The 24,163-nt window shown below is 62.4% G+C and carries 16 protein-coding genes; 11 read left to right on the top strand and 5 right to left on the bottom strand.

The features are described from left to right. Positions 1-30: 30 nt before the first annotated feature. Together B5X78_RS04400 and typA are read right to left on the bottom strand one after the other, a co-directional pair. Positions 31-501 carry a DUF2127 domain-containing protein gene (locus B5X78_RS04400; RefSeq protein WP_079723243.1) on the bottom strand — a complete coding sequence of 157 codons (471 nt, stop codon included), beginning with the start codon at positions 499-501 and terminating at the stop codon, positions 31-33. 6 nt (positions 502-507) lie between these two features. Continuing rightward, positions 508-2,352: a translational GTPase TypA gene (gene typA, locus B5X78_RS04395; RefSeq protein WP_079723242.1), complete on the bottom strand. Its 1,845-nt coding sequence runs from the start codon at positions 2,350-2,352 to the stop codon at positions 508-510. A 288-nt stretch (positions 2,353-2,640) separates the two neighbouring features. Between typA and B5X78_RS04390 the strand changes: the two genes are divergently transcribed. The 7 genes from B5X78_RS04390 (at position 2,641) to prpE (ending at position 10,968) form a co-directional block, all read left to right on the top strand. Continuing rightward, positions 2,641-3,135, top strand: a complete 495-nt coding sequence (locus tag B5X78_RS04390) for a peptidylprolyl isomerase (RefSeq protein ID WP_079723241.1) — start codon at positions 2,641-2,643, stop codon at positions 3,133-3,135. A gap of 150 nt (positions 3,136-3,285) precedes the next feature. Further along, positions 3,286-4,485, top strand: coding sequence for a pyridoxal phosphate-dependent aminotransferase (locus B5X78_RS04385; RefSeq protein WP_079723240.1), 1,200 nt, complete (start codon positions 3,286-3,288; stop codon positions 4,483-4,485). Between the two features lie 30 nt (positions 4,486-4,515). Further along, complete coding sequence (locus tag B5X78_RS04380; protein ID WP_079723239.1) at positions 4,516-5,502, top strand: malate dehydrogenase; 987 nt, start codon at positions 4,516-4,518, stop codon at positions 5,500-5,502. 269 nt (positions 5,503-5,771) lie between these two features. Further along, entirely contained in the window at positions 5,772-6,332 is a 561-nt protein-coding gene (locus B5X78_RS04375) for a DUF3302 domain-containing protein (protein WP_217698636.1), read from the top strand. After that, a complete protein-coding gene (locus B5X78_RS04370) occupies positions 6,287-7,426 on the top strand; it encodes an HlyD family secretion protein (RefSeq protein ID WP_079723238.1) in 1,140 nt (379 codons plus the stop codon). The genes B5X78_RS04375 and B5X78_RS04370 overlap by 46 nt, the downstream gene beginning before the upstream one ends. A 4-nt stretch (positions 7,427-7,430) precedes the next feature. After that, the gene (locus B5X78_RS04365) at positions 7,431-8,891 is read left to right on the top strand and encodes an efflux transporter outer membrane subunit (protein ID WP_079723237.1); all 1,461 of its coding nucleotides are present in this window, start codon (positions 7,431-7,433) and stop codon (positions 8,889-8,891) included. A 175-nt stretch (positions 8,892-9,066) separates the two neighbouring features. Further along, complete coding sequence (gene prpE / locus B5X78_RS04360; RefSeq protein ID WP_079723236.1) at positions 9,067-10,968, top strand: propionate--CoA ligase; 1,902 nt, start codon at positions 9,067-9,069, stop codon at positions 10,966-10,968. A 3-nt stretch (positions 10,969-10,971) separates the two neighbouring features. On the opposite strand, the gene B5X78_RS04355 is transcribed toward prpE, so the two are convergent. Continuing rightward, a complete protein-coding gene (locus B5X78_RS04355; protein ID WP_229731031.1) occupies positions 10,972-12,189 on the bottom strand; it encodes a citrate synthase family protein in 1,218 nt (405 codons plus the stop codon). Positions 12,190-12,334: 145 nt separating this feature from the next. On the opposite strand from B5X78_RS04355, the gene prpB reads away from it, so the two are divergent. The 4 genes from prpB to prpF all read left to right on the top strand — a co-directional run bounded on the left by prpB (position 12,335) and on the right by prpF (position 18,317). Next, a complete protein-coding gene (gene prpB, locus B5X78_RS04350) occupies positions 12,335-13,219 on the top strand; it encodes a methylisocitrate lyase (RefSeq protein WP_079723235.1) in 885 nt (294 codons plus the stop codon). A gap of 28 nt (positions 13,220-13,247) precedes the next feature. Then, positions 13,248-14,399: a bifunctional 2-methylcitrate synthase/citrate synthase gene (prpC, locus tag B5X78_RS04345; RefSeq protein ID WP_079723234.1), complete on the top strand. Its 1,152-nt coding sequence runs from the start codon at positions 13,248-13,250 to the stop codon at positions 14,397-14,399. Positions 14,400-14,478: 79 nt separating this feature from the next. After that, positions 14,479-17,091, top strand: a complete 2,613-nt coding sequence (acnD, locus tag B5X78_RS04340; RefSeq protein WP_079723233.1) for a Fe/S-dependent 2-methylisocitrate dehydratase AcnD — start codon at positions 14,479-14,481, stop codon at positions 17,089-17,091. A gap of 23 nt (positions 17,092-17,114) precedes the next feature. Continuing rightward, positions 17,115-18,317 carry a 2-methylaconitate cis-trans isomerase PrpF gene (gene prpF, locus B5X78_RS04335; RefSeq protein WP_079723232.1) on the top strand — a complete coding sequence of 401 codons (1,203 nt, stop codon included), beginning with the start codon at positions 17,115-17,117 and terminating at the stop codon, positions 18,315-18,317. Positions 18,318-18,320: 3 nt separating this feature from the next. Here the strand turns inward: prpF and B5X78_RS04330 are convergent, their stop codons facing one another. Together B5X78_RS04330 and B5X78_RS04325 are read right to left on the bottom strand one after the other, a co-directional pair. Continuing rightward, positions 18,321-19,286 carry a helix-turn-helix transcriptional regulator gene (locus tag B5X78_RS04330; RefSeq protein ID WP_079723231.1) on the bottom strand — a complete coding sequence of 322 codons (966 nt, stop codon included), beginning with the start codon at positions 19,284-19,286 and terminating at the stop codon, positions 18,321-18,323. 150 nt (positions 19,287-19,436) lie between these two features. Further along, the gene (locus tag B5X78_RS04325; protein ID WP_176140774.1) at positions 19,437-23,798 is read right to left on the bottom strand and encodes an ATP-binding protein; all 4,362 of its coding nucleotides are present in this window, start codon (positions 23,796-23,798) and stop codon (positions 19,437-19,439) included. Positions 23,799-24,163: the final 365 nt, after the last annotated feature.

The raw sequence follows: 24,163 nt of genomic DNA, 5'->3' as shown, positions 1-24,163 counted from the left end.
TCCGTGAGGCTAGCAGGCCTCCGGCGGCTGTCAATTACGCCGGCGCTTGATCAGGTCACGTCCAAGAATGGCCACCACGGCCAAGTTGATGACCAGCACCGTCCAGGTATGCCAGCCCGGGTGGTGGTAGAGCGCGTACAGGTCCAGTGGCAGATATGCGGCCGAGCCGATGCAGCCCAGCCATGAGGCCCAGGCCTTGGCGCGCCACAGACCCCAGGCCTCGGCCAGGCGCATGGCCGCATAGACCAGCACGACCAGCACCGCCAGGTGTACGGCCTGCGGATTGATGGATTGCAACAGGCCGGGCAGGACCCCGTGTTGGGGATCGAGGTGGAAGCGCGATATCAACGCTTCCACCCAACGCCGCAATGGCAGCGGACCGACCAGGACCAGCCCGGTCGCCGCAGCCAACGCCAGCACGCCCTTCAGACCTTCGAAGATCGCAATGGCGTGCAAGCCCGGATGCGCTTTGGGATCCGGGTTGTAAGGCGCGTCCGTCATGGACGATTAGGCAGCTCGCGAGGCGCGCTTGCGATCGTTCTCGGAACGGTACTTCTTGCGCAGGCGGATGGCCTGCGGGGTCACTTCCACCAGTTCGTCGTCGTCGATGAATTCCAGCGCCTGTTCCAGCGACAACTTGATCGGCGGAATCAGGCCTTCGTCGTCATCCTTGCCGGAGGCGCGGAAGTTGGTCAGCTGCTTGCCGCGCAGGGCATTGACGGTCAGGTCGTTGTCCTTGGAATGGATGCCGACGATCTGGCCTTCATAGATTTCTTCGCCCGGCTCGATCATCAGGCGGCCGCGCTCCTGCATGGCCATCTGCGCGTAAGCCGGCGAGGGACCGGTACCGTTGGAGATCAGCACGCCGTTCTGGCGCTGGCCGATGGTGCCGTCAGCCTTCGGACCGTAGTGGTCAAAGACGTGGAAGAGCAGGCCGGTGCCGGCAGTCAGGGTGCGGAACTCGGTCTGGAAACCGATCAGGCCACGCGCCGGAATCATGAACTCCAGGCGCACGCGGCCCTTGCCGTCCGGTTCCATGTTCTGCAGCAGGCCCTTGCGCTCGCCGAGGCGACCCATCACGCCGCCCTGGAAGTTTTCTTCCAGGTCCACCACCAGCTGCTCGTACGGCTCCTGCATGATGCCGTCGATTTCCTTGATGATGACTTCCGGACGCGACACGGCCAGTTCATAGCCTTCGCGACGCATGGTTTCGATCAGGATCGACAGGTGCAGTTCGCCACGGCCGCTGACCTTGAACTTGTCGGCGTCTTCGGTGTCTTCCACCTTCAAGGCGACGTTGTGCTGGGTCTCGCGGGTGAGGCGATCGCGCAGCTGGCGGCTGGTCAGGAACTTGCCGCCCGAACGATCCTTGACGCCGGCGAACGGCGAGTCATTGACCTGGAAGGTCATGCTGATCGTCGGCTCGTCCACGGTCAGTACCGGCAGCTGCTCGACAGCGGCGGGATCGCACAGGGTGTCGGAGATACCCAGGCCTTCGATGCCCGAGATCGCGATGATGTCGCCTGCGCGTGCTTCCTTGACCTCATGGCGCTCCAAGCCGTGGAAGCCCAGCACCTGCAGCACTTTGCCGTTGCGGGTCTTGCCGTTGCGATCCATGACGCTGACATTCATGTTGGTGCGGATGGTGCCGCGCTGGATGCGGCCCACGCCGATGATGCCGACGTAATTGTTGTAGTCCAGGCTGGTGATGCGCATCTGGAACGGGCCGTCCAGATCCACCGGCGGCTCCGGCACGTGCTTGATGATGGTTTCAAACAGCGGGGTCATGTCGCCCGAGCGCACGTCTTCGGTCAGGCCGGCATAGCCGTTCAAGCCCGAGGCGTAGACCACCTGGAAATCCAGCTGCTCATCGGTCGCGCCCAAGCGATCGAACAGGTCAAAGGTCTGGTTGAGCACCCAGTCCGGACGCGCGCCCGGACGGTCGACCTTGTTGATCACCACGATCGGCTTGAAGCCCATCGCAAAGGCCTTCTGGGTGACGAAGCGGGTCTGCGGCATCGGGCCATCCATCGCGTCGACCAGGATCAGCACCGAATCGACCATCGACAGCACGCGCTCCACTTCGCCGCCGAAGTCGGCGTGTCCGGGGGTGTCGACAATGTTGATGCGGAATTCCTCGCCTTCCGGCGACTTCCAGCGGATGGCGGTGTTCTTGGACAGGATCGTGATGCCACGTTCCTTTTCCAGGTCGTTGCTGTCCATGACGCGCTCGGCGACAACGGCACGATCGCTGAAAGTGCCCGACTGCTTGAGCAGCTGGTCGACGAGGGTGGTCTTGCCATGGTCGACGTGGGCGACGATGGCGATATTGCGAAGGTTCTGGATGGACATGCGGAAAGGCGCGCCGGATGCGCGCAAGGGACCATGGGGAAAGGCGCGTATTATAGCCGGCCAACCCCGCCTGGCGGGCTCGCCGGTCAGCAAAAAAAGCATGAAAATGAACGCGCGAGCCACCCGGAGACCCGCTTGGGGCATTCCGGGGCGGTCATCGACAGGTCCAGCCGGCTTGGATTGGCTGTCCGTGCCCTCATCCAAGGGGGGCCACCGCCCGGTGACGGCACCCGTCCGGCCCGGTGCGGCCCAGCTTCCCACCCGATTTTTCACCAGGAGTTCCGTTCCATGTCCCTAATTGCCACTTTTGACACCTCGCGCGGCCCGATCAAGATCGAGCTGTACCCGGACAAGGCGCCGCTGACCGTGGCCAACTTCGTCAACCTGGCCAAGCGTGGCTTCTACGATGGCCTGAATTTCCACCGCGTGATCGCCGACTTCATGATCCAGGGCGGTTGCCCGGAAGGTTCCGGCCGCGGCGGCCCGGGCTACCGTTTCGAAGACGAGACCAACAATGGCGTGCGCCACGAGCGTGGCGTGCTGTCCATGGCCAATGCCGGTCCCAACACCAACGGCAGCCAGTTCTTCATCACCCACGTGGCCACCCCGCACCTGGACGGTCGCCACACCGTGTTCGGCAAGGTCACCGAAGGCCAGGACATCGTTGATTCGGTCAAGCAGGGCGACCTGATCAACCGCATCACGATTGAAGGCGATGCCGATGCCGCGCTGGCCGCCAAGGCCGACCGCGTGAGCGAGTGGAACCGCATCCTGAGCGCCTGACCTGCGCCTGCCGGCGGTCCGGCCAGGACCGCCGGTGCAGACCAAAGGTGTAGCGCCACGACCCGGCCGGGTGGTGGCGCCGTGATAAAATCGCGCGCCGCATTTGGCGCACGTACCCCTCCCGCACACGTTCACTTGCGAGGTTCTGCAATGCCCCAGCTTGCCCGGCGCATCGGTCGCGCCAAGCCCAGCGCGATCATGGCGGTCGCGGAAAAGGCGAAGAAGCTCAAGGCCGAAGGCCGCGACATCATCAGTTTCTCGATTGGTGTGCCCAACTTCCTGCCCGGCGACCATGTCTACGAAGCCGCGCGCAAGTCGCTGGACCACGACTCCGGCCAGTACGGCTCCAACCGCGGCACCGACGCGCTGCTGGATGCCTTCCTGCACCACCTGCAGGGCAGCGGTCTGGACGGCTATACGCGCAAGAACATCGTGGTGGGCGTGGGCGCCAAACACGTGCTCTACAACCTGGCCGAAGCGTTGCTGGATGAAGGCGACACCATCGCCTATCCCACCCCGTACTGGACCACCTACCAGGACATCGCCGACATCGTCGGCGCGGTGTCGCTCAAGTTGCCGTGCCCGCCGGAGCAGAACTACAAGCTCACCCCGGCGCAGCTGGAACAGGCCCTGGCGCAGAAGCCGAAGGTGTTCCTGTTCAACAATCCATCCAATCCGACCGGCATGGTCTACTCGCAGGACGAAATCGCCGCCCTGGCCGATGTGCTGGTGCGTTACCCCGATACCTGGATCCTGCTCGACGACATCTACAACCGCCTGGTGTTTGATGGCGTGGGTTACCACAACTTCCTGCACGTGAAGCCGGAACTGCGCGAGCGCACCGTGGTGATCGACTCGCTGTCGAAGACCTACGGCATGCCGGGCTGGCGCGTGGGCCTGATTGCCGCGCCCGAAAACGTGGCGCAGGCCTTGGTCGCGCTCAACTCCAACCACATCACCAACCTGCCGGAAGTGGTCACCGCCGCCGCCGTGGCCGCGTTGACCGGGCCGCAGGACATCCCGCAGCAGAAGTGCGCTGAGTTCGCCGGCAAGCGTGATCGCGTGCTGGCCGCGCTCAACGCCATTCCGGGTGTGGTTTGCCCGCGACCGCAGGGCGCCTTCTATGCCTTCCCGGATATCTCGGTGGCATTCGGCAAGCGCCATGGTGAAGCCGTGATCGGCAACGATGTCGACTTCTGCAATGCGCTGCTGGAAGCCAAGGGCGTGGCCTGCGTGCCGGGTTCGGCATTTGGCGAGCCGCGCGCGCTACGCATTTCCTACACCTGTGCCGACGCCCAGCTCAGCGAAGGGCTCTCGCGCATCCAGGCCTTTTTTGCCGAACTCGTCTGAGTCCGGCCTTCATTCCATCGGAGAACGACCATGAAAACCCCCGTCCGTGTTGCAGTGACCGGCGCCGCCGGCCAGATCGGTTACGCCCTGCTGTTCCGCATCGCCTCGGGTGAAATGCTCGGCAAGGATCAGCCGGTGATCCTGCAGCTGCTGGAATTGCCCATCGACAAAGCCCAGGCCGCGTTGAAAGGCGTGATGATGGAGCTGGAAGACTGCGCATTCCCGCTGCTGGCCGGCATGGTCGGCACCGATGATCCGGAAGTGGCGTTCAAGGATGCCGACGTCGCCCTGCTGGTCGGCGCGCGTCCGCGCGGCCCGGGCATGGAGCGCAAGGACCTGCTGCTGGAGAACGCCAAGATCTTCACCGCCCAGGGTGCTGCACTGAACAAGGTCGCTTCGCGCAACGTCAAGGTGCTGGTGGTCGGCAATCCGGCCAACACCAATGCTTACATCGCGATGAAATCGGCGCCGGATCTGCCGGCCAGGAACTTCACCGCCATGCTGCGCCTGGATCACAACCGTGCGTTGAGCCAGCTGGCCAACCAGGCCAACGTGGCCGTGGGCGATATCGAGAACCTGATCGTGTGGGGCAACCACAGCCCGACCATGTATCCGGACTACCGCTTTGCCACCGCCAAGGGCAAGTCGCTGAAGGATGCGATCAACGACGCCGACTGGAACGCCAATACCTTCATTCCGCAGGTCGGCAAGCGTGGCGCGGCGATCATCGAAGCGCGCGGCCTGTCGTCGGCGGCGTCGGCGGCCAACGCCGCGATTGACCATGTCCGTGACTGGCTGCTGGGCAGCAATGGCAAGTGGGTGACCATGGGCGTGCCTTCCGATGGCAGCTACGGCATTCCGGAAGGTGTGATCTATGGCGTGCCGGTCATCACCGCCAATGGCGAGTACACCCGCGTCGAGGGCCTGGCCGTGGACGACTTCAGCCGCGCCGCCATGGACAAGACCCTGGCCGAGCTGGAAGAAGAACGCGCCGGCGTGGCCCACCTGTTGGGTTGATCAAAACCGCCAACGCTGTCAGAAGAAACGCCGGAGATTCTCCGGCGTTTTTTTATGCGCTTGCTGCGCATTTCTGGAACGATTTCAATCGTTCGCGTTGATGGAACCTGCCGCGCATTCCTCAACTTTGCATGCATTGCGCCAAGACCTTCACTTTTCCGTCGATTGCTTAAGTGCATGCCGGCGATTGAGTTCGATCATGGTGGACGCTCTGGAACGGGTACTAGGTTTTCGCCCACTAGCCTACTTGTTCAAAGTTTGAGATCACTATGAAACAACAGAAGTGTGGCGCGAGCACGTTGCACGTTACGCGCATTGTCTGGTTCGTCTCCCTGTCTGGCATGACACTCCCGGCGTTCGCTGCTGGCGCAGGTGTCCAGGGCGTCATCGCGGAAGTCATTTCCTGGGTCGTACTCATTGTCAGTCCCGTGTTCACCCTGTGGGCGTTCTGGAAGGTTCACATCGTTCCCGAACTGATGGCCGAGAAGCGCCAACACCCGCAGAAGGAAGCGATCAAGGTGCTGTGCCTGCTGTCGCTTTTCTTCGGCGGCCTGCTTTGGCCTTTGGCCTGGCTGTGGGCCTACACGAAACCGGTGTTTTACCGCGCCTCGTACGGCCGGGATAAACACGATGACTACTACGCCGAGGAATCCCACTTGAGCGATACCGACAAACAACAAGCCGCTCTGGTGATGCGTGATCAGATCGCGGACCTGCAGCGCAAGCTGACCGCCATCGAGGGAGCAGGCGCCTTGAATGTTTCAGTTGCAGGGGGGGGCGCGTCATGCTTGAGCTCATTGCCATCATCTATGCGCTTATCGTCTGGCTGATCTTCATCAAATTCAAACTGCTTCCCTGGAACATCAAGAGTCAAGTTGCCTGTGTGGCCGTGGGCCTGGGTGGAATTGCCGTGTTGGTCTTCACAATCAACATCACCACGCCCCAGTCCAATGACATCCGGGTGATGAACTACGTTGTCGAGGTCATTCCACGTGTGAATGGACGAATCATCGAAGTGCCCATCGAAGGAAACAAACTGATTCACAAGGGTGACGTGCTGGTTCGCATCGATCCCGCGCCGTTCGAGATGAAAGTGCGCGAACTGACCGCCAAGCTGGTGGATGCAGAAGGTACAGCCGCCACGCTGCAGTCCGAGGCCGCCGTTGCCAAGGGCGCTACGGGACAGGTATTGGCGCAGCTGCAGCTGGCGCAAACGCGGCTGAAGGAAGCCAGGGATTTGGCGCGCCACGGAGCCGGGCCGGAATACGACGTGCAGTCGTTCGCCGCCCAGGTGGCACAGCTGGAATCCAGTCTGGCCTCGGCCCGCGCGGCCGAAGCCAAAGTCCGGACCCAGCTGGATGCCAAGGTGGGCGCGGATCGCGCTTCCGTTGCCGCGGTGCGCGAGCAGCTGGCGCAGGCCAAATGGGAACTTGAACAGACCGTCATCTATGCGCCCTCCGATGGCTACGTGGTCAACCTGCAGGTCAGGCCAGGCTCGTACGCCGTGTCCTTCCCGCTGCGTCAGCTCATGAGCTTTGTCGAGCTGGAACAGCGTGTCATCGGCTTCTATGACCAGAACCAGCTGATCAAGGTCAAGGAAGGCGACCGCGCTGAAATCGTCCTGCGTTCGCGCCCGGGCAAGGTGCTGTATGGCCACGTGGAGTCGATCATCTGGGCAAACGCGTCCGGGCAACTGCAAGCCAGCGGCGTCATTCCCACGATGGCGCCGGAAGGAACACGCGCGCCTCCCCTCAAGTATGCAGTTCGCTTCAAGATGGAAGATTCGCAACAGCTGAAAATGGCGATGGGTTCATTCGGTGAAGCCGCCATCTTCACAGACAGCATGAAGATGTTCTCCGTTGTCCGCATGGTGATCATGCGCATCAAGACGAAGATCAACTATCTCGTCTTCAAGTTGGAGTAATACGATGCGAAATGCACAACTCCACGCGGTGTCCGAATCGCGCGCGGCTTCTGTCGCCAAGCCCTTGCGCGGCATGCTGCTGGCCTGCAGCATCGCCGTCGCACTGTCTGCTTGCGCGCACCTAGACGCCCCGGATCCGGGCACGACGTATGAAAAGGCGATGCGGGGTACGGAAGTACCCTCGAGGTGGGCCGCGAGTGATGAAAGTCAGCAGGCAGCCTTTCAGCCCAGTTGGATTGGCTTTGGCGACAGCGGCGAATTGGCTGCCTTGATTGCGGAAGCGCTCGAACACAATCGCGATCTGCAGGCGGCGGCAACGCGCGTGGAATCCGCGCGGTTGTTGTCGGAATTGGCCGGTGCCCGACTGAAACCCAACGTCGATCTGAACGGGCGTTACTCCACCGACGCAACCGAGCTGCCGCAAGCCCAGGGCTATCTCAGCATGAGCATGGTCCAGATGAGTTGGGAGCTGGACCTGTGGGGCATGGCGCGTGCGGGCATCAAGTCCGAGGAGGCGAATCTACGGTCGGTCTCTGCAGACTACGCCTACGCACGCGAGTCCATTGCGGCAGCGGTGGCGCGCGCGTGGCTGCTCGTGATCGAAGGTCAGCAGCAGCAGGAATTGGCCCAGCGGTTGGAAGACGATGCACGCGAGTACGCCAAGTTGCTCGCGACCAGCCAGCGCATCGGCAAGGCGTCGGAGTTGGACGTGGCCCAGGCCGAGGCGCAGGTGCATGCCTATGCCGGCGCCGTTCGCCGCTGGGAACAGACGCAACTGCAGGCACGTCGTGCACTTGAGGTTCTCCTAGGGCGCTACCCTTCCGCTTCGATCGCCACACGCGAAGAACTCCCGGAACTGGATTCCAGCCTGCCGGCGGGCCTGCCGCTGGCGCTGATCGAGCGTCGGCCCGATCTGGTGGCCGCGCGGCAGCGATTCGAGTCTGCGTTCTTCAAGTCAGAGCAGGCACGTGTGGCCAAGCTTCCCAACGTGATGATGACGATGGGGGCCGGCAACGTGTCGTCTGACTATGCGCTCTTCAAGGGCGGCATGGACAAGTTCGTTTCACCCATCGGCCTGCGCTTCTCGTTGCCCATCTTCGATGGTGGTCGTCGTCAGACAGTCCTTGAAATTCGCAACTCGGAACAGGAACAGGCCAACGTCCTGTATGCGCGGACCATACTCCGCGCCATGCAGGAGGTGGAGAACGCCATGTCCGCAGAGAACCTGCTTGCCCTGCGCGCCAATGAACTGTCCGAACAGGTTGGCGATGTCGAGCGCACAATCGGATTGGCGAAAGTGGCGCACGAAGTGGGCAAGGTGGATCGATTCGAGATCCTGCAGCGTGAGATGAGCTTGTATCAGGCACGTTCAACCTTGCTGGGCGTGCGCTCGCAGCGCTTGGCGGAACGTGTGAATCTCCATCTGGCACTGGGTGGCAGTTTCTCGGCCAGCACACCGGGCTGACGCAGACCGTCGGGTTGTACCCGTCGTTGCCCCAGCGACTGCATGCGCGTCGCTGGGACTGGGCCAGCCAGCCATGGTGCCCGAGGCGGGGCGGGCCATGCGACCAAGGTCGCAGGGAGTCCGCACGGACGCGGATCTATGCTCCGGATGTCGCTACGGCTGGAGAGGGCCGCCCATGGCCTACGAAGAAGTCTATCGCCGCTCAATCGAGCAACCAGAAGCCTTTTGGGGTGAAGAGGCACGTGCCATCCATTGGCACGTGCCCCCGCAGCAGATCCTCGACTATTCGCGCCCGCCGTTCCGACGCTGGTTTGTCGGCGGGCAGACCAACCTCTGTTACAACGCGGTCGACCGACATCTGGATGCGCGCGGCGACCAGCCTGCCTTGATCGCGATCTCCAGCGAAACCCGGGAAAGCCGCAGCATCAGCTTCCGGCAGCTGCACACCGAGGTGAATGCGTTCGCGGCCGTGCTGCAGCGCCTGGATGTGGGCCGGGGCGACCGCGTGGTGATCTACATGCCAAACATGGCCGAGGCGGTGTTCGCCATGCTGGCCTGCGCACGTATCGGCGCCATCCACTCGGTCGTGTTTGGTGGGTTTGCGGCGCACAACCTGGCGCTGCGGATCGATGATGCGCAGCCCAAGCTGCTGATCGCCGCCGATGCAGGCATGCGTGGCGGCAAAGTCATTCCCTACAAGCCGCTGGTGGACGAAGCCTGCAGCAAGGCAGCGACGCCGCCGCCCAAGGTATTGATTGTCTCGCGTGGTCTGGACGCGGCGGAGCCGCGCGTGGCCGGTCGCGATGAGGACTACGCCGCGCTGCGCGCCAGCGTGGGCGATGCGCATGTGGAGGTTGCCTGGCTGGAATCCAACGAACCCAGCTATCTGCTTTACACCTCCGGCACGACCGGCAAACCCAAGGGCGTGCAACGCGACGTGGGCGGGTATGCCGTGGCGCTGGCGCTGTCGATGCGCACGGTCTTCGACGTGGGTCCGGGCCAGGTGATGTTCTCCACCTCGGATGTGGGCTGGGCGGTCGGCCATTCCTACAACGTCTACGGGCCGTTGATCGTGGGCGCGACCTCGTTGCTGTACGAAGGATTGCCCATCAATCCCGATCCCGGTATCTGGTGGTCGCTGTGCGAGCGCCATGGCGTGCGCACGATGTTTTCCTCGCCCACCGCCATTCGCGTGCTCAAGAAGCACGATGTGGACTTCATTCGCCGACATGATCTTTCGGTGCTGAAATATCTGTTCCTGGCCGGCGAGCCATTGGACGAGCCCACCGCGCACTGGATCACCGACGCACTGGAGAAACCGGTCATCGACAACTACTGGCAGACGGAGACCGGCTGGCCTGCGCTGACCCTTTTGCCGGGTCTGGACATGAAACCGGTGCGCTTTGGTTCACCGGGATTCCCGAACCTGGGCTACAAGATGAAGGTGATCGACGAAACCACCGGCGAAGAAGTGGGGCCGCATCAGAAGGGCGTGCTGGTGATGCAGCCGCCCCTGCCGCCAGGGTGCATGACCACGATCTGGAATGACGATCAGCGCTTCCTGTCCAGCTATTTCGGGCATTTCAAGGAGCTGCTCTACAGTTCGCTGGACTGGGCGATTCGCGACGAGCAGGGCTACACGTTCATCCTCGGGCGCACGGACGATGTCATCAATGTGGCGGGCCATCGCCTGGGCACGCGCGAAATCGAAGAATCGGTGTCCGCATTTCCGGCGGTGGCCGAAGCGGCCGTGATCGGCGTCAGTGATGAACTCAAGGGGCAGGTGCCGGTCGTTTTCGCCACGCTGCGCCAATCCACCGACGAACCGCACGAACGCGTGCGCGCGGCCGATGGCATGCGCCGCACGGTGGAGCAAAGCCTGGGCGCCGTGGCGCGGCCGGCCCGCGTCTATATCGTCAACGCCCTGCCCAAGACCCGTTCGGGAAAACTCTTGCGCCGCTCTCTGCAGGCGCTTGCGCAGGGCTCGGATCCGGGGGATCTATCCACGCTGGACGATCCCAATGCGCTGGAAGAAGTGAAGCGCGCGCTGACCCGCGGGCCTGACGTGGGCAGCTGACGCTCATTCCAGCGCGGGCGGTTCGCCCGCATACGACGCGCGTGGTCGAATCAAGCGGCCCTGCGCCTGTTGCTCCAGTGCGTGGGCCAGCCAGCCCGCCAGGCGGCCGGCGGCAAACAGGATCAACGCCGGGGCTGCGGGCAGCTCATGGACCCGGCAAATCGCGGCCAGCATCAGATCGACATTGGGTCTGAGTCCGGTGATATCTTCGGCCGCACTGATCAGGGCTTCGAGCCGTTGCATTGCTGCGGCATCAGCGGAGGGGGACGCACTCAAGCGCAGCCACAGTTCCGCCGCCCGCGCATCGCCATGGGGATAGAGCGCGTGACCAAAGCCGGGCAGGTCGTCGCCACGTTGCCAGCGCTCGGCGATCACGTCGCGGGGTGAAGCAGCCAAGTCGGCCGACTCGATCAGAGCGTAGGCGCGAGCAGTAGCGCCGCCGTGACGCGGCCCGGACAAGGCAGCCAATCCGCTGCAGACAGTCGCGTGCAAGTGGGCGCCGGTGGAGGCGACGACGCGCGCGGCAAAGGCCGAGACATTCAACTCGTGCTCGGCGCACAGCACCAGCGCGGCGCGCACCAATTCGGCAAATTCGTAATCGTCGGGACGCCAGGTACCCGCCAGCAAGTGGTGGACCGGTCCGCGAAACGGAGGCTGCGCGACCAGCAGGGCTGCGTTGTGCCGTAGCAGGGCAGCGGCGATTTCATGCCGCACGGGCGCCGAAGGAGCCGGGGCCTGGCGCGTTTCCAGGCCCAGCAGCGGCAGCGCCGCCATGGCGCGCACCAGCGGGGGCAGTTCGGCGTTGTTCGCGATCGGGGCCACGCTGGTCGGCCAGTGAGCGGGCAGGGTGGTGGCGAAGGGATCGGTGTCGCCGCAGTCCCACAGCAGGCGCGCCATGTCTTCCAGAGTGGCGCCGGCGCGAACCGCCGCAATGGCCGACTGGCCGCGATAGTAAGGGCCGTCTGGACGGATCAGCGAGATGCGTGTTTCCAGTACCGGCAGGCCGCGGTCCAGGCTTTGCGCCGCACCACGCGCCGCGCCGCGACCCGCGCGTTTGCGCTGCGCCAGCCGTTCCACATCCTGACGCGGATACAGGCGGCTGCGATGGTCGGCTCCGGGACGCGACTCCAGCAGGCCCCGGCTGACGTAGGCGTAGAGCGTGGCCTGGCTGATGCCCAACAGGCGGCAGGTCTCGGCGGCGGAAAGCAGGTCGGTATCCATGCCAATAGATTGATTGATTTGATCAAGATTGATCAACTGGTCGGACGGTGCCAGATTGTGCGCACCGGAGGCGTACCATTCGCGCACCTCTGGACCCGGCGGGCGCTCGCCCGCGGGATGCATGCCCCAAGCAGGAGAACGCTGCATGAGCCAGAACACCGCAGGCGCCCGATTCCGCGCCGCGCTCGCCGAAGAATCACCCTTGCAGGTGATCGGCGCCATCAACGCCAACCACGCGCTGCTCGCCCAGCGTGCGGGTTATCGCGCCATCTATCTGTCCGGAGGCGGCGTTGCCGCTGGCTCGCTGGGACTGCCGGACCTGGGCATCAACACCCTGGAAGACGTGTTGATCGATGTCCGTCGCATCACCGATGTCTGCGACCTGCCGTTGATGGTGGATATCGACACCGGTTTCGGGCCCAGCGCCTTCAACATCGCACGCACGGTCAAGTCGTTGATCAAGGCCGGCGCCGGCGCCTGCCACATCGAAGACCAGGTGGGCGCCAAGCGTTGCGGTCATCGTCCCGGCAAGGAAATCGTCTCGGCCGGTGAAATGGTCGACCGCGTCAAGGCGGCGGCCGATGCGAAGACCGACCCGGACTTCTTCTTGATTGCCCGCACCGATGCCATCCAGGTGGATGGTGTGGACGCCGCCATCGAGCGCGCCATCGCCTGTGTCGAGGCTGGCGCCGACGGCATCTTTGCCGAAGCGGCCTACGACCTGCCGACTTACCGCCGCTTCGTCGATGCAGTGAAAGTGCCGGTGCTCGCCAACATCACCGAGTTCGGCAAGACGCCGCTGTTCACCGTCGAAGAGCTGAAGACGGCAGGCGTGGGCATCGTGCTGTATCCGCTGTCGGCCTTCCGCGCCATGAACAAGGCCGCCGAGGCCGTGTACACCGCGATCCGCCGCGACGGTCATCAGAAGAACGTCATCGATCACATGCAGACGCGCGAGGAACTGTACGAGCGCATCGGCTACCACGATTTCGAGCAGCGGCTGGATGCGCTGTTCGCGTCGAAGAAGTAACGACTCCGATCATCCCGAGGTTCCTGCAATGTCCGAATCCGCTGTCACCTTCAAACCCAAGAAATCCGTTGCGCTCAGTGGCACGGCCGCAGGCAACACTGCGCTGTGCACGGTCGGCCGTACCGGCAACGATCTGCACTACCGTGGCTACGACATCCTCGACTTCGCCAAAGCCAGCGAGTTCGAGGAAATCGCCTATCTGCTGGTGCACGGCAAGCTGCCCAACCGCGCCGAACTGGCTGGCTACAAGGCCAAGCTCAAAGCCCTGCGCGGAGTCCCGGCGGCGGTGAAAGCCGCGCTGGAGCAGCTGCCGCCGTCGGCGCACCCGATGGACGTGATGCGTACCGGTGTATCCGTGCTGGGCTGCGTCGCACCGGAAAAAGATGATCACAACCATCCGGGTGCGCGCGACATCGCCGACAAGTTGATGGCCTCGCTCGGCTCGATGCTGCTGTACTGGTACCACTACAGCCACAACGGCAAGCGCATCGAGGTCGAAACCGATGACGACTCCATTGGTGGCCACTTCCTGCATCTGCTGCATGGTGAGAAGCCGCGCGATTCCTGGGTCAGCGCCATGCACACCTCGCTGATTCTGTATGCCGAGCATGAGTTCAATGCGTCCACCTTTACCGCCCGGGTGATCGCCGGCACCGGCAGCGATCTGCATTCGTGCATCGCCGGCGCCATTGGCGCATTGCGTGGGCCCAAGCACGGCGGCGCCAACGAGGTGGCGTTCGAAGTGCAGAAACGCTACGAAACGCCGGATGAGGCCGAGGCCGACATCAAGGCACGGGTGGAGCGCAAGGAAGTGGTCATCGGCTTTGGCCATCCGGTCTACACCGTGGGCGATCCGCGCAACGATGTGATCAAGCAGGTGGCCAAGGAACTGTCCGACGAGCAGCGCAGCACCAAGATGTACGACATTGCCGAACGCCTGGAAACGGTGATGTGGGACATCAAGAAGATGTTCCCCAATCTGGACTGGTTCAGCGCCGTGAGCTATCACATGATGGGCGTGCCGACCGCGATGTTCACGCCATTGTTCGTCATTGCCCGCACCAGCGGCTGGAGCGCGCACATCATCGAGCAGCGCATCGACGGGAAAATCATCCGTCCGAGCGCAAACTACACCGGACCGGAAAACCTGGTCTTCGTCCCCATCGATCAGCGCGGTTGAACCGTTCTGGCGGGGCCGGATACGGTCCCGCCGGCTCCCGATTCTCGCCACGCCCACGTCAGCACCACGTCGCGCAGCCATGAATACCCAATACCGAAAACCCCTGCCGGATACGTCTCTGGACTACTTCGACGCGCGTGCCGCTGTCGAAGCACTCGCGCCCGGCGCCTACGACGCCTTGCCCTACACCTCGCGTGTGCTGGCGGAGAACCTGGTGCGCCGTTGCGACCCGGTCATGCTCGATGCCGCCTTGCTGCAGCTGATCGAACGCAAACGCGACCTGGACTTCCCCTGGTTTCCGGCGCGCGTGGTATGCCACGACATCCTGGGGCAGACCGCGCTCGTGGATCTGGCAGGTTTGCGCGATGCCATCGCCGATCAGGGTGGTGACCCGGCGCAGGTCAATCCAGTCGTGCCGGTGCAGTTGATCGTCGATCACTCGCTGGCCGTGGAATGTGGCGGCTACGATCCCGATGCGTTCGCCAAGAACCGCGCGATCGAAGACCGGCGCAACGAAGACCGCTTCCATTTCATCGAGTGGACGCGACATGCCTTCGAGAACATGGAGGTCATTCCGCCAGGCAACGGCATCATGCACCAGATTAACCTGGAGAAGATGTCGCCGGTGATCCAGGTACGGCAGGGCGTCGCCTTCCCCGACACCTGCGTGGGCACCGACAGCCATACGCCGCATGTTGACGCGCTGGGCGTGATCGCCATCGGCGTGGGTGGGCTGGAGGCGGAGAACGTGATGCTCGGACGCGCGTCCTGGATGCGGTTGCCCGACATCGTCGGCGTCGAGTTGACAGGAAAACCGCAGCCCGGCATCACCGCAACCGACATCGTCCTGGCGCTGACCGAGTTCCTTCGCAAGCAGAAGGTGGTGGGCGCCTATCTGGAGTTTCGCGGCGAGGGCGCGGCGGCGCTTACCCTGGGTGACCGGGCCACGATTTCCAACATGGCGCCGGAGTATGGCGCCACGGCGGCGATGTTCTTCATCGATCAACAGACCCTGGACTATCTGCGCCTGACCGGTCGTGAAGAACAGCAGGTGCAGTTGGTGGAGCACTACGCCAAAACCACGGGACTGTGGGCATCAGCGCTGGAAGGCGCGAAGTACGAGCGCAGTCTGCATTTCGACTTGAGCAGCGTGGGGCGCAACATGGCGGGCCCTTCTAATCCGCACGCACGTGTGGCGACCGCCGATCTGGCGGAGAAGGGCATTGCCGGCAACCTTGAAGCAGCCCGTCAGCAGGAGGCCGACGGCCTGATGCCTGACGGCGCCGTGGTCATCGCCGCCATAACCAGTTGCACCAATACCAGCAATCCCCGCAATGTCATCGCCGCTGGCTTGCTGGCGCGCAACGCCAATCGCGCGGGGCTGACGCGCAAGCCTTGGGTCAAGTCGTCCCTGGCTCCCGGGTCCAAGGCCGTCGCGCTGTACCTGGATGAGGCGCAACTAACCAGTGAGCTCGAACAACTGGGGTTCGGCGTCGTGGCGTTTGCCTGCACAACCTGCAACGGGATGTCGGGAGCGTTGGACCCTGCCATCCAGCAGGAAATCATTGATCGCGATCTCTATGCCACCGCCGTGCTGTCAGGCAATCGCAACTTCGATGGGCGTATCCATCCCTATGCCAAGCAGGCATTCCTGGCTTCGCCGCCGTTGGTGGTGGCCTACGCGATTGCCGGCACCATCCGTTTCGACATCGAGAAGGATGTGCTGGGCGTTCACCAGGGACGCGAAATCCGCCTGAAGGATATCTGGCCCAGCGATGCCGAGATTGATGCGGTGGTCAAGGCAGCGGTCAAGCCCGATCAGTTCCGTCGCATCTACAACCCGATGTTCAACGTGCGCGTGGAAACTGGTGCGCGGGTCGAACCCCTGTATGCCTGGCGCCCGCAGAGTACCTACATACGTCGCCCGCCGTATTGGGAAGGCGCGCTTGCGGGCGAGCGGACCCTGCGGGGGATGCGCGCGCTTGCGGTGCTGGGTGACAACATCACTACCGATCACCTGTCTCCTTCGAACGCGATCTTGCCCGGTAGTGCCGCAGGCGAGTACCTGGCCAAGATGGGTTTGCCGGAGGAAGACTTCAACTCCTATGCCACCCACCGCGGCGATCACCTGACCGCGCAACGCGCCACCTTCGCCAACCCGAAGCTGTTCAATGAAATGGTGCGCAATCCGGACGGCAGCGTGAAGCAGGGTTCGCTCGCGCGCGTCGAGCCGGAGGGCCTGGTGATGCGCATGTGGGAGGCGATTGAACTCTACATGGAACGCAAGCAGCCTCTCTTGATTGTCGCCGGGGCAGACTATGGCCAAGGTTCCTCGCGTGACTGGGCGGCAAAGGGTGTGCGATTGGCGGGTGTGGAGGCCATCGTCGCCGAGGGCTTCGAACGCATCCACCGCACCAACCTGATCGGCATGGGCGTGTTGCCGCTGGAGTTCAAGCCGGGCACCACGCGCAGCACTCTGGGCATTGACGGTACGGAGACCTTCGACGTTCTGGGCGCACGCACGCCGCGCGCCGACCTGGAACTGGTCATTCTTCGACGCGATGGCAGCCGCTTGGAAGTCCCCGTCACCTGTCGCCTGGACAGCGACGAAGAAGTATCCATCTACGAAGCCGGAGGAGTCCTGCAGCGCTTCGCGCAGGACTTCCTGGAATCCTCCTCACAGGCGGCGTAATCGGCCGTGCACGGAAATCTGTCATGACGCGTCTGCCTCAACTTCGCGTACCCGCCACCTACATGCGGGGCGGTACCAGCAAGGGCGTGTTCTTTCGCCTGCAGGATCTCCCCGAACAGGCGCAGGAACCCGGCGCACTTCGTGACGCCTTGTTGCTGCGGGTCATCGGCAGTCCGGACCCTTATGGCAAGCAGATTGATGGCATGGGAGGCGCGACTTCCAGTACCAGCAAAGTGGTGATCGTCTCGCCGAGCCTGCGTGCCGATCACGATGTGGACTATCTTTTTGGACAGGTCTCCATCGACACGGCGTTTGTGGACTGGTCGGGCAACTGCGGCAACCTGTCGGCAGCCGTGGGATCTTTCGCCATTGCCGGCGGCTTGGTCGACCCGGCCGGAGTTCCGCTTGAGGGGCACTGCACGGTCCGAATCTGGCAGGCCAACATCGGCAAGACCATTGTTGCCCATGTTCCGATGAAGGGCGGACAAGTCCAGGAGTCCGGTGATTTCGAACTGGACGGGGTGACGTTTCCCGCCGCGGAAGTGCAACTGGAGTTCCTCGACCCCGCGGACGAAGGGGAGGGTGACAGCGCCGGCGCGATGTTTCCGACAGGCAACGTGGTCGATACGCTGGACGTGCCTGGCGTAGGCAGTTTCCGCGTCACGATGATCAATGCGGGGATTCCGACCATCTTCCTCAATGCGGAAGATTTGGGCTACTCCGGCAGTGAGCTGCAGGAGGACATCAATGGGGACCCCGCAGCATTGACCCGCTTCGAACTGATTCGTGCAAGCGGGGCAGTCCGCATGGGTCTCATTGATCATCCGGCCGAGGCGGCGCGACGACAGCACACGCCCAAGATTGCCTTCGTCGCACCTCCCGCGCCCTACCGGGCATCCAGCGGAAAGGAAGTGGCAGCATCGGATATCGACCTGCGCGTACGTGCGCTATCGATGGGCAAACTTCATCACGCCATGATGGGAACCGCCGCCGTGGCCATCGGCACAGCGGCCGCCATTCCCGGCACCCTGGTCAACATCGCCGCCGGTGGCGGCGAGCGACAGGCCGTGCGTTTCGGACATCCCTCCGGGACACTGCGCGTGGGCGCGGAGGCTCAACTGAACGACGGACAGTGGCGCGTCAGCAAAGCCATCATGAGCCGCAGTGCGCGCATCCTGATGGAAGGAAACGTGCGTGTTCCCGCGGAGACGCTGGATTCGGCTTGAGGCCTAGCGTCCGTCGTTCGGGTGTGCAACGTCGCTGCGCGCCTGCGACGATGAGGCCATGCCGACCAGCAGGCTGTCCGGCCTTAGCGTGCGTCGGCGCATGGCGCCTTGCGGGCTTCGCGTGTTTTCCAGACGAAACCGCGAAGCCGTCATTCCGAAGTTCGCTCGAAACGCCCGTGCGAAACTGCAGCAGTTCTCGAACCCTGCAGCCAGCGCCACGCTGGCGACAGGATCCGCCGTCATGACCAGCAATTCAGCGGCGTATTCCAATCGTATCCGTGCTGCCGTAGCCTGGGGCCGCTCGCCATACACCGCAGTGAATGTGCGCGAGTAGTAGCATGCCGAAAGGCTCGCCAGTGAAGCTAGTTCGGAGCTCCGTACGAGCTGACCCCGATGGCCTTCCATGAACAGGCGAGTCCGCTGCAAACGGCTGAAGACCTGCTGGCGATGCGCCTTGGTGCGGCCCGGGCAGCGTCCCGCATCGCGATGGATGTCCCGCTGCAATTCGCTGAAGTAGTCCAGCAAGTTGCTCGTATCGAGGCCGCGCCCATCCTGCGATGAGAATGCAGCCTCCATTGCCTGCCGCCACAAGCGCATGACCATGCGCCGTTCTTCGGGAGCGAGCGTTCCCCGGCCAACGTAGAGCGGTCGAGTCGAGTCGCCGCTGGCGGCTTGAAGGTCGCTGGCGCAGATGCTCAGGCCGACGCAGAGCCCGGTTGCGCCCGTCTGGATGGTCGGCCGCGAGTCCCGATCCAGCACCAGCCAGTCACCCGCCTGCAGACGGAACTGCCCCTCCAGCGCCTGGACCCGACTTTTTCCCCGCAACTGTGCCACCAAGGTAATCTGCTGCACCTGGACGCGCAGACTGCCCATGCGCGAGATTCCAATGCACTTTGATTGCAGCGGGGTGGATCGCGGCAATATTTCAACAAGGCGGCCGCGGTCGGCCCAGTACCATTTCTGTGTCATACCTGCTCCATCGCCGTGACAGATTCGTCATGCGATTTGTCGATTCCAATGGCAGGTAGAGTCGCCTCAAAAGTGAGTCCTTTGAATCGGACGATTCCGAAAACATCGGTACGCCGCCTCCGGCCAGACTCCGCCGGTTGGTCAGATATGTCAGTGATCTGCTTCGTAGCTGGAAAGGAATCCTTCGAGCCGCATGAGTCGTTTCCTGATTTGGTCCTCACGCGCAGAGGAATCCTGAAACAGTACGGGCACCATGGGTTCCACCTCGGGAAGCTTCACGATTCGCAGGGCCCCTTCGATACGGTGAAGCAAGTCACGGCGGGCTTGGCCTGCACTGAAGGGCAGGGCAGACAGCATTTTCAGATCTTCATGTGTGGTCAGAATTAACTGCCTTGCAAGATCCCTTCCCGCCTTCTGACTGCCGAAATCACGACACAGTTGAGCAATCGGGTTGGATGCTTGAGACAAAGCCATCATTTGCGAAGGTTTGTCCAAGTCTTCTGCTTCGGGGGGGGCGCCGACTGACTGCTCGAACAGCGCGTAGCAACCCACAGAGCGTGGCAGAAAATGCTCAAGCTTCTCTTTCAACTGTTCGAACTGCACGGGCTTGGCAAGAAAGGCATCCATGCCAGCGTCGACGCACCGCTGCACTTGCTCCGGAAGTGCGCTGGCGGACAGGGCAATGATCGGAAGATGACCCTCCCGTGACTCCCGTCCGCGAATGCGGCGGGTCAAGGCATACCCATCCAGATAAGGCATGTGGCAGTCGGTGATCAGCAAATCAAAGTCGATTGCAGCCATGGCGTCCAACGCCTGTTGGCCATCCTCGACCAGCGAGTAATCGTAGCCCATCGCCTCAAGCTGACGGGCAATGACGGCGCGGTTAGTAGGATGGTCCTCGGCAACCAGAATCATGCCTTTCCAGCCATGATCCGGGAGTGGGGCAGACATTGGTACCGTCACTTCGCGCCTACCCATTGCGGTCATGCAAGCGTCACCAAGCACGTGCCAAAGCACGGGATTGCAGGCCAGGAGAACGCCGTCCGAAGTCACTTCCATCTGCGATCCCGCCAGGCTTTCATCGATGAGAATGACGGGAACGTTGGCTTCCCTCACCTTGTACGCTTCGGCGACATCGGCATCAACAACAATGAGGGCAAGATCGTCGAACTCGCCTACACAGGAACCGTCGATGCTTTCGATCACTGTGAATCCCAGCGCAGACAGGGAGTTCGACAGTTCGGGCACACGCTTCGGATTGCCGCAGCCGAGCCAGACCAGCCTGCCATTGGTCTGATCCGAGGCGAGCAGCGGCTCGGCCACTTCAAAAGAGAGCGCGAAGGTGGCTCGGGTACCTAGATGTGGAGTGCTCTCCAGTACGAGATCACCACCCATCAGGGAGGCTAGTCGCCGGCTGATCGCCAAGCCCAAGCCGGTTCCGCCAAATCGCCGGGTCGTCGACTGCTCGGCCTGCACAAAAGGCTGAAATAGCCGTTTGAGGCTCTCGCGCTCAATGCCGATACCTGTATCCTCGACTGCAAACGAAATCACCTGATTCGTTCGCTTGTGGTCCACCAGGGACATGGTCACAGTAATGCTGCCCTGTTCGGTGAACTTGACGGCATTGCTGATCAGGTTGGTCAGTATCTGGCGGATTCGAACTGAATCCCCCATCAATTGACCTGCTACTCGCCAGTCACTTACCAGGTAGAGCTTCAGTGACTTTTCCCTGACCTTGGCCGAGAACAGCCCGGCGACGCTGTCCAGAAGCGTGCGCGGATCGAATGCCGCGTGGGTGATGCTCAGGCGACCCGCTTCTATCCGGGAGTAGTCCAGTATGTCGTCAAGAATCTGCAGCATTGCCTGCGCTGAGTCATTTGCCATATCGAGCATCTGCTTCTGCTCGCGGTCCAGGGGCGTTCGGCCCATCAGTTCCACGAGGCCGAGAACGCCAGCCATGGGCGTACGTATCTCGTGGCTCATCGTAGCCAGGAAGGCGGACTTTGCCGAGGCAGCGGCTTCTGCCTGTGCCTTGGCTACCAGCAAGGCTTCCGCTTGCAGGTGCGCTTGCGTGGTGTCGATCCAGTAGCCGCTCCATTCCACGCCGTAGTCCGGCAGGGCTCGGGGTTGGCCGCCCTCCGCACGCAGCCATCGCCAATCCTCGCGAACCTGGAAACGCATATCCAAAGGTCCCCATGGCTTCATCTCATGATAGGACCGGTAAAGCGCCTCGACGAAAGCAGGCCTGTCATCCTCATGGACCTTGGCAAGGAAGTGTGCCTGGTCTCCCAGTAACCGATCTGCATGAGTGCCCAGCAAGCCTTCCACGTCTCCTGCAAGGTACGTGAACTCCACTCTCTGGTTATGATCCTGTCGGATCTGAAAGACCGTTCCTGGCATGGCCGACGTAATATCCGTCAACCGTTGCTCGGAAGTGCGAGCGCGCGCCTCGGCTTCCCGTATCTCGGTGACGTCGACGAGCGTGCCGAGAAGTGAAACGCCGTGCAACATTGACTCTCTGAATGGATGCATCCACAGGATCATGGTTCGGAGGTGGCCGTTCGTGGCGTCGGGAAGGCGCAATTCCCGTCGAATGCTTTCGCCTTTGGCCATCACGCTGTTCTCTATGGCGAACAGATCGTCAATGTCATGCAGGGGAAGGTGGCGCGTTTCGACCATGGTTCTGCCGAGGAGGTCCGACCGCGGGGAACCAACTTGACATTCATACGCACGATTGACTGCCAGGTACTTGCCTTCGCTGTCTTTGACGAACACCGCGTAGGGTATCGTTTCCAGCAGCGCCTGCTGAAAAGCCAGCTGATTTGCCAGGCCGCGTTCGGCCACCTGCTGGGCGCGCACTGCACTGCGCAAGCGGAAGTATGCAAACAAGATGGTGCCAAGGACAAGGATCGCTCCTGCAGTGATGGCAGCTACCCATCGCAGGGATACTCCATACTGATACTGCGAGGTCAACCAGCGAGCGCGGATGGCTTGCTTGTCACGCTCCTGCATTGACGCCAGAACGTCGTCGAAAAGTGGGAGCAATCTTTCGTAATCTGTACGAACGCCAAAGGCCAGATCCTGGTCGAACCCCGCTGGTCCCACGATGTGGAGCTGCCCCGCATATCGATTCCGTATCAACGCGTCAATCGCCGGAAGCGTTCCGACAAACGCTGCCGCCCTTCCTTGATCGACCAGCTCCAGCCCAGCTTCATTGCTGGGAACCGGAACTATGTGGCTATCCTCGAACTGGGCACGAAGAAGCTCCACGACGCCAGTCTCCGAGCGCACGGCAACCACCTGGCCGGCGAGGTCGGTCGCCGACACAACTGCTGGACCGCGAAGCCGCGTCACAATCACCTCCGGGAAATACTCGTAGGGCTGGCTGAAACGCACAACTTCGGGACTGAAGTCGTTGGATGTTCCGGCCACGATGACGTCGACTCGCCCTGCCGTGACCATACGTTGGAGGTCAGTCCAGTCCTTTGCAGGCACAAACTGGAGCTTGAGGTCGAGTTCTGTCTGGAGAATGCGAAGGTAATCGGCCGCAATGCCGTCGAACTGCCCAACGTTGTTGTTGAAGGAATACGGATAACGGTCAACCTCATAGCCAATCCTAAGAACAGAAAGGCTTTGCAGGACCCCGGATTCCTGTTTGGAGAACTTCTTTCGGGAAACGGCCAGTCGGCTGGCATCATCAGCGCCCCAGCGTGCACGCAGTTCGTCAAGCTCGCGGACACTGATGCTGGATTCCGAACGCTTCAGGATCTGCGCGAGTAGAGGCAAGTCACGTCTGACGGCCGGTGCGATTCCGTAGACAGGCAGCTGGATGTCGCCTCGTAACATCAGATCAGGCGTTGGACGACGGCTTACCAGTGCCCGCGCCCTGACCCAAGTGGGAACGACATACGCATCGACTGCTCCGCTCGCCACCATACTCATGGCGTCGTCGGCCTGATCGGCAAAGACGAGTCTGGCCTCAGGCAACTCGGCTTGAACTTCCCTCGCCTGGATGCTGAATCGTCGCTCCACCACGATGGTCGCCCGACTCAGGTCGACCTTGCCGACCTTCGTACGCACACTGCTTCGCATGATGACGGCAGGAGCGGTGAAAGCATACGGACGAAGCATGAGGAATCTGCCCATGCGGTCGGGCCTCACCGGCTGCGTCAAGAGTAGGTCGAATCTGGCTGCCGGGTCTGATCCAAGTGAAGCGGTATTCCAGTTGGCATAGGGATGGAACTCGAGTTGCATGCCCGCTCTTCCGGCGAGCATGCGAGCGTAGTCAACCGCCATGCCGTCTGGTTGACCACCTCGCCACGCTTCAAAAGGCATGTGGTCACCCGCGAACACGCCAACCCGAATGATCGGATGTGAACGCCGCCATTCTGCTTCATCCCTGGACAGCACAAGGTTGGACTCGGGATGCCAACAGAATGCGTGGCTGGAGAAGAGGGCTGCGCCTGCCAGAATCAAGCATCGGAGGAGACGCAGATGCGAAGTCTTGTGCATGGCTGGATGCCCTAGCGTCATGCTTTGTGGAGTCTAGCCTCACCATAGAGAGGGATCCAGAAAGCAAGCATCGGAATCGTCCTACCAGAGACGGAAGATCGTCTGAGTACGTTCGGCGGAATCAAAGCATCGAAAGTGAATTTAACTGCGCAAGAATCGGAGGATTCCGATTCCCGCGTCCGGAAAGTCGCCTCAAGCTACGTTGGCCGTGAGAGCGGCACCGCGCGTCGGGGGGCGCGCGGTTTCTCTAAAGCTGTTGATTGGAGGATGCATGGACTGTCATTTCCGCCTACCCCGCGATGATGAGCCAGGCAGCGTGGTCACAGCTCACTTTGGGGGGCAGTGCCAAGGTCGGCGAGCAAGTA

This window comes from Pseudoxanthomonas indica (assembly GCF_900167565.1).
GTDB classification, from domain to species: domain Bacteria; phylum Pseudomonadota; class Gammaproteobacteria; order Xanthomonadales; family Xanthomonadaceae; genus Pseudoxanthomonas_A; species Pseudoxanthomonas_A indica.
Note: the sequence above shows the minus strand (reverse complement) of the source record. Positions and strands in the feature narration are given on the sequence as shown.

Coding starts and splice junctions, on each gene's coding strand:
- B5X78_RS04400 (WP_079723243.1), bottom strand. CDS start 501: ATGACGGACGCGCCTTACAACCCGGATCCCAAAGCGCATCCGGGCTTG.
- typA (WP_079723242.1), bottom strand. CDS start 2,352: ATGTCCATCCAGAACCTTCGCAATATCGCCATCGTCGCCCACGTCGAC.
- B5X78_RS04390 (WP_079723241.1), top strand. CDS start 2,641: ATGTCCCTAATTGCCACTTTTGACACCTCGCGCGGCCCGATCAAGATC.
- B5X78_RS04385 (WP_079723240.1), top strand. CDS start 3,286: ATGCCCCAGCTTGCCCGGCGCATCGGTCGCGCCAAGCCCAGCGCGATC.
- B5X78_RS04380 (WP_079723239.1), top strand. CDS start 4,516: ATGAAAACCCCCGTCCGTGTTGCAGTGACCGGCGCCGCCGGCCAGATC.
- B5X78_RS04375 (WP_217698636.1), top strand. CDS start 5,772: ATGAAACAACAGAAGTGTGGCGCGAGCACGTTGCACGTTACGCGCATT.
- B5X78_RS04370 (WP_079723238.1), top strand. CDS start 6,287: ATGCTTGAGCTCATTGCCATCATCTATGCGCTTATCGTCTGGCTGATC.
- B5X78_RS04365 (WP_079723237.1), top strand. CDS start 7,431: ATGCGAAATGCACAACTCCACGCGGTGTCCGAATCGCGCGCGGCTTCT.
- prpE (WP_079723236.1), top strand. CDS start 9,067: ATGGCCTACGAAGAAGTCTATCGCCGCTCAATCGAGCAACCAGAAGCC.
- B5X78_RS04355 (WP_229731031.1), bottom strand. CDS start 12,189: ATGGATACCGACCTGCTTTCCGCCGCCGAGACCTGCCGCCTGTTGGGC.
- prpB (WP_079723235.1), top strand. CDS start 12,335: ATGAGCCAGAACACCGCAGGCGCCCGATTCCGCGCCGCGCTCGCCGAA.
- prpC (WP_079723234.1), top strand. CDS start 13,248: ATGTCCGAATCCGCTGTCACCTTCAAACCCAAGAAATCCGTTGCGCTC.
- acnD (WP_079723233.1), top strand. CDS start 14,479: ATGAATACCCAATACCGAAAACCCCTGCCGGATACGTCTCTGGACTAC.
- prpF (WP_079723232.1), top strand. CDS start 17,115: ATGACGCGTCTGCCTCAACTTCGCGTACCCGCCACCTACATGCGGGGC.
- B5X78_RS04330 (WP_079723231.1), bottom strand. CDS start 19,286: ATGACACAGAAATGGTACTGGGCCGACCGCGGCCGCCTTGTTGAAATA.
- B5X78_RS04325 (WP_176140774.1), bottom strand. CDS start 23,798: ATGCACAAGACTTCGCATCTGCGTCTCCTCCGATGCTTGATTCTGGCA.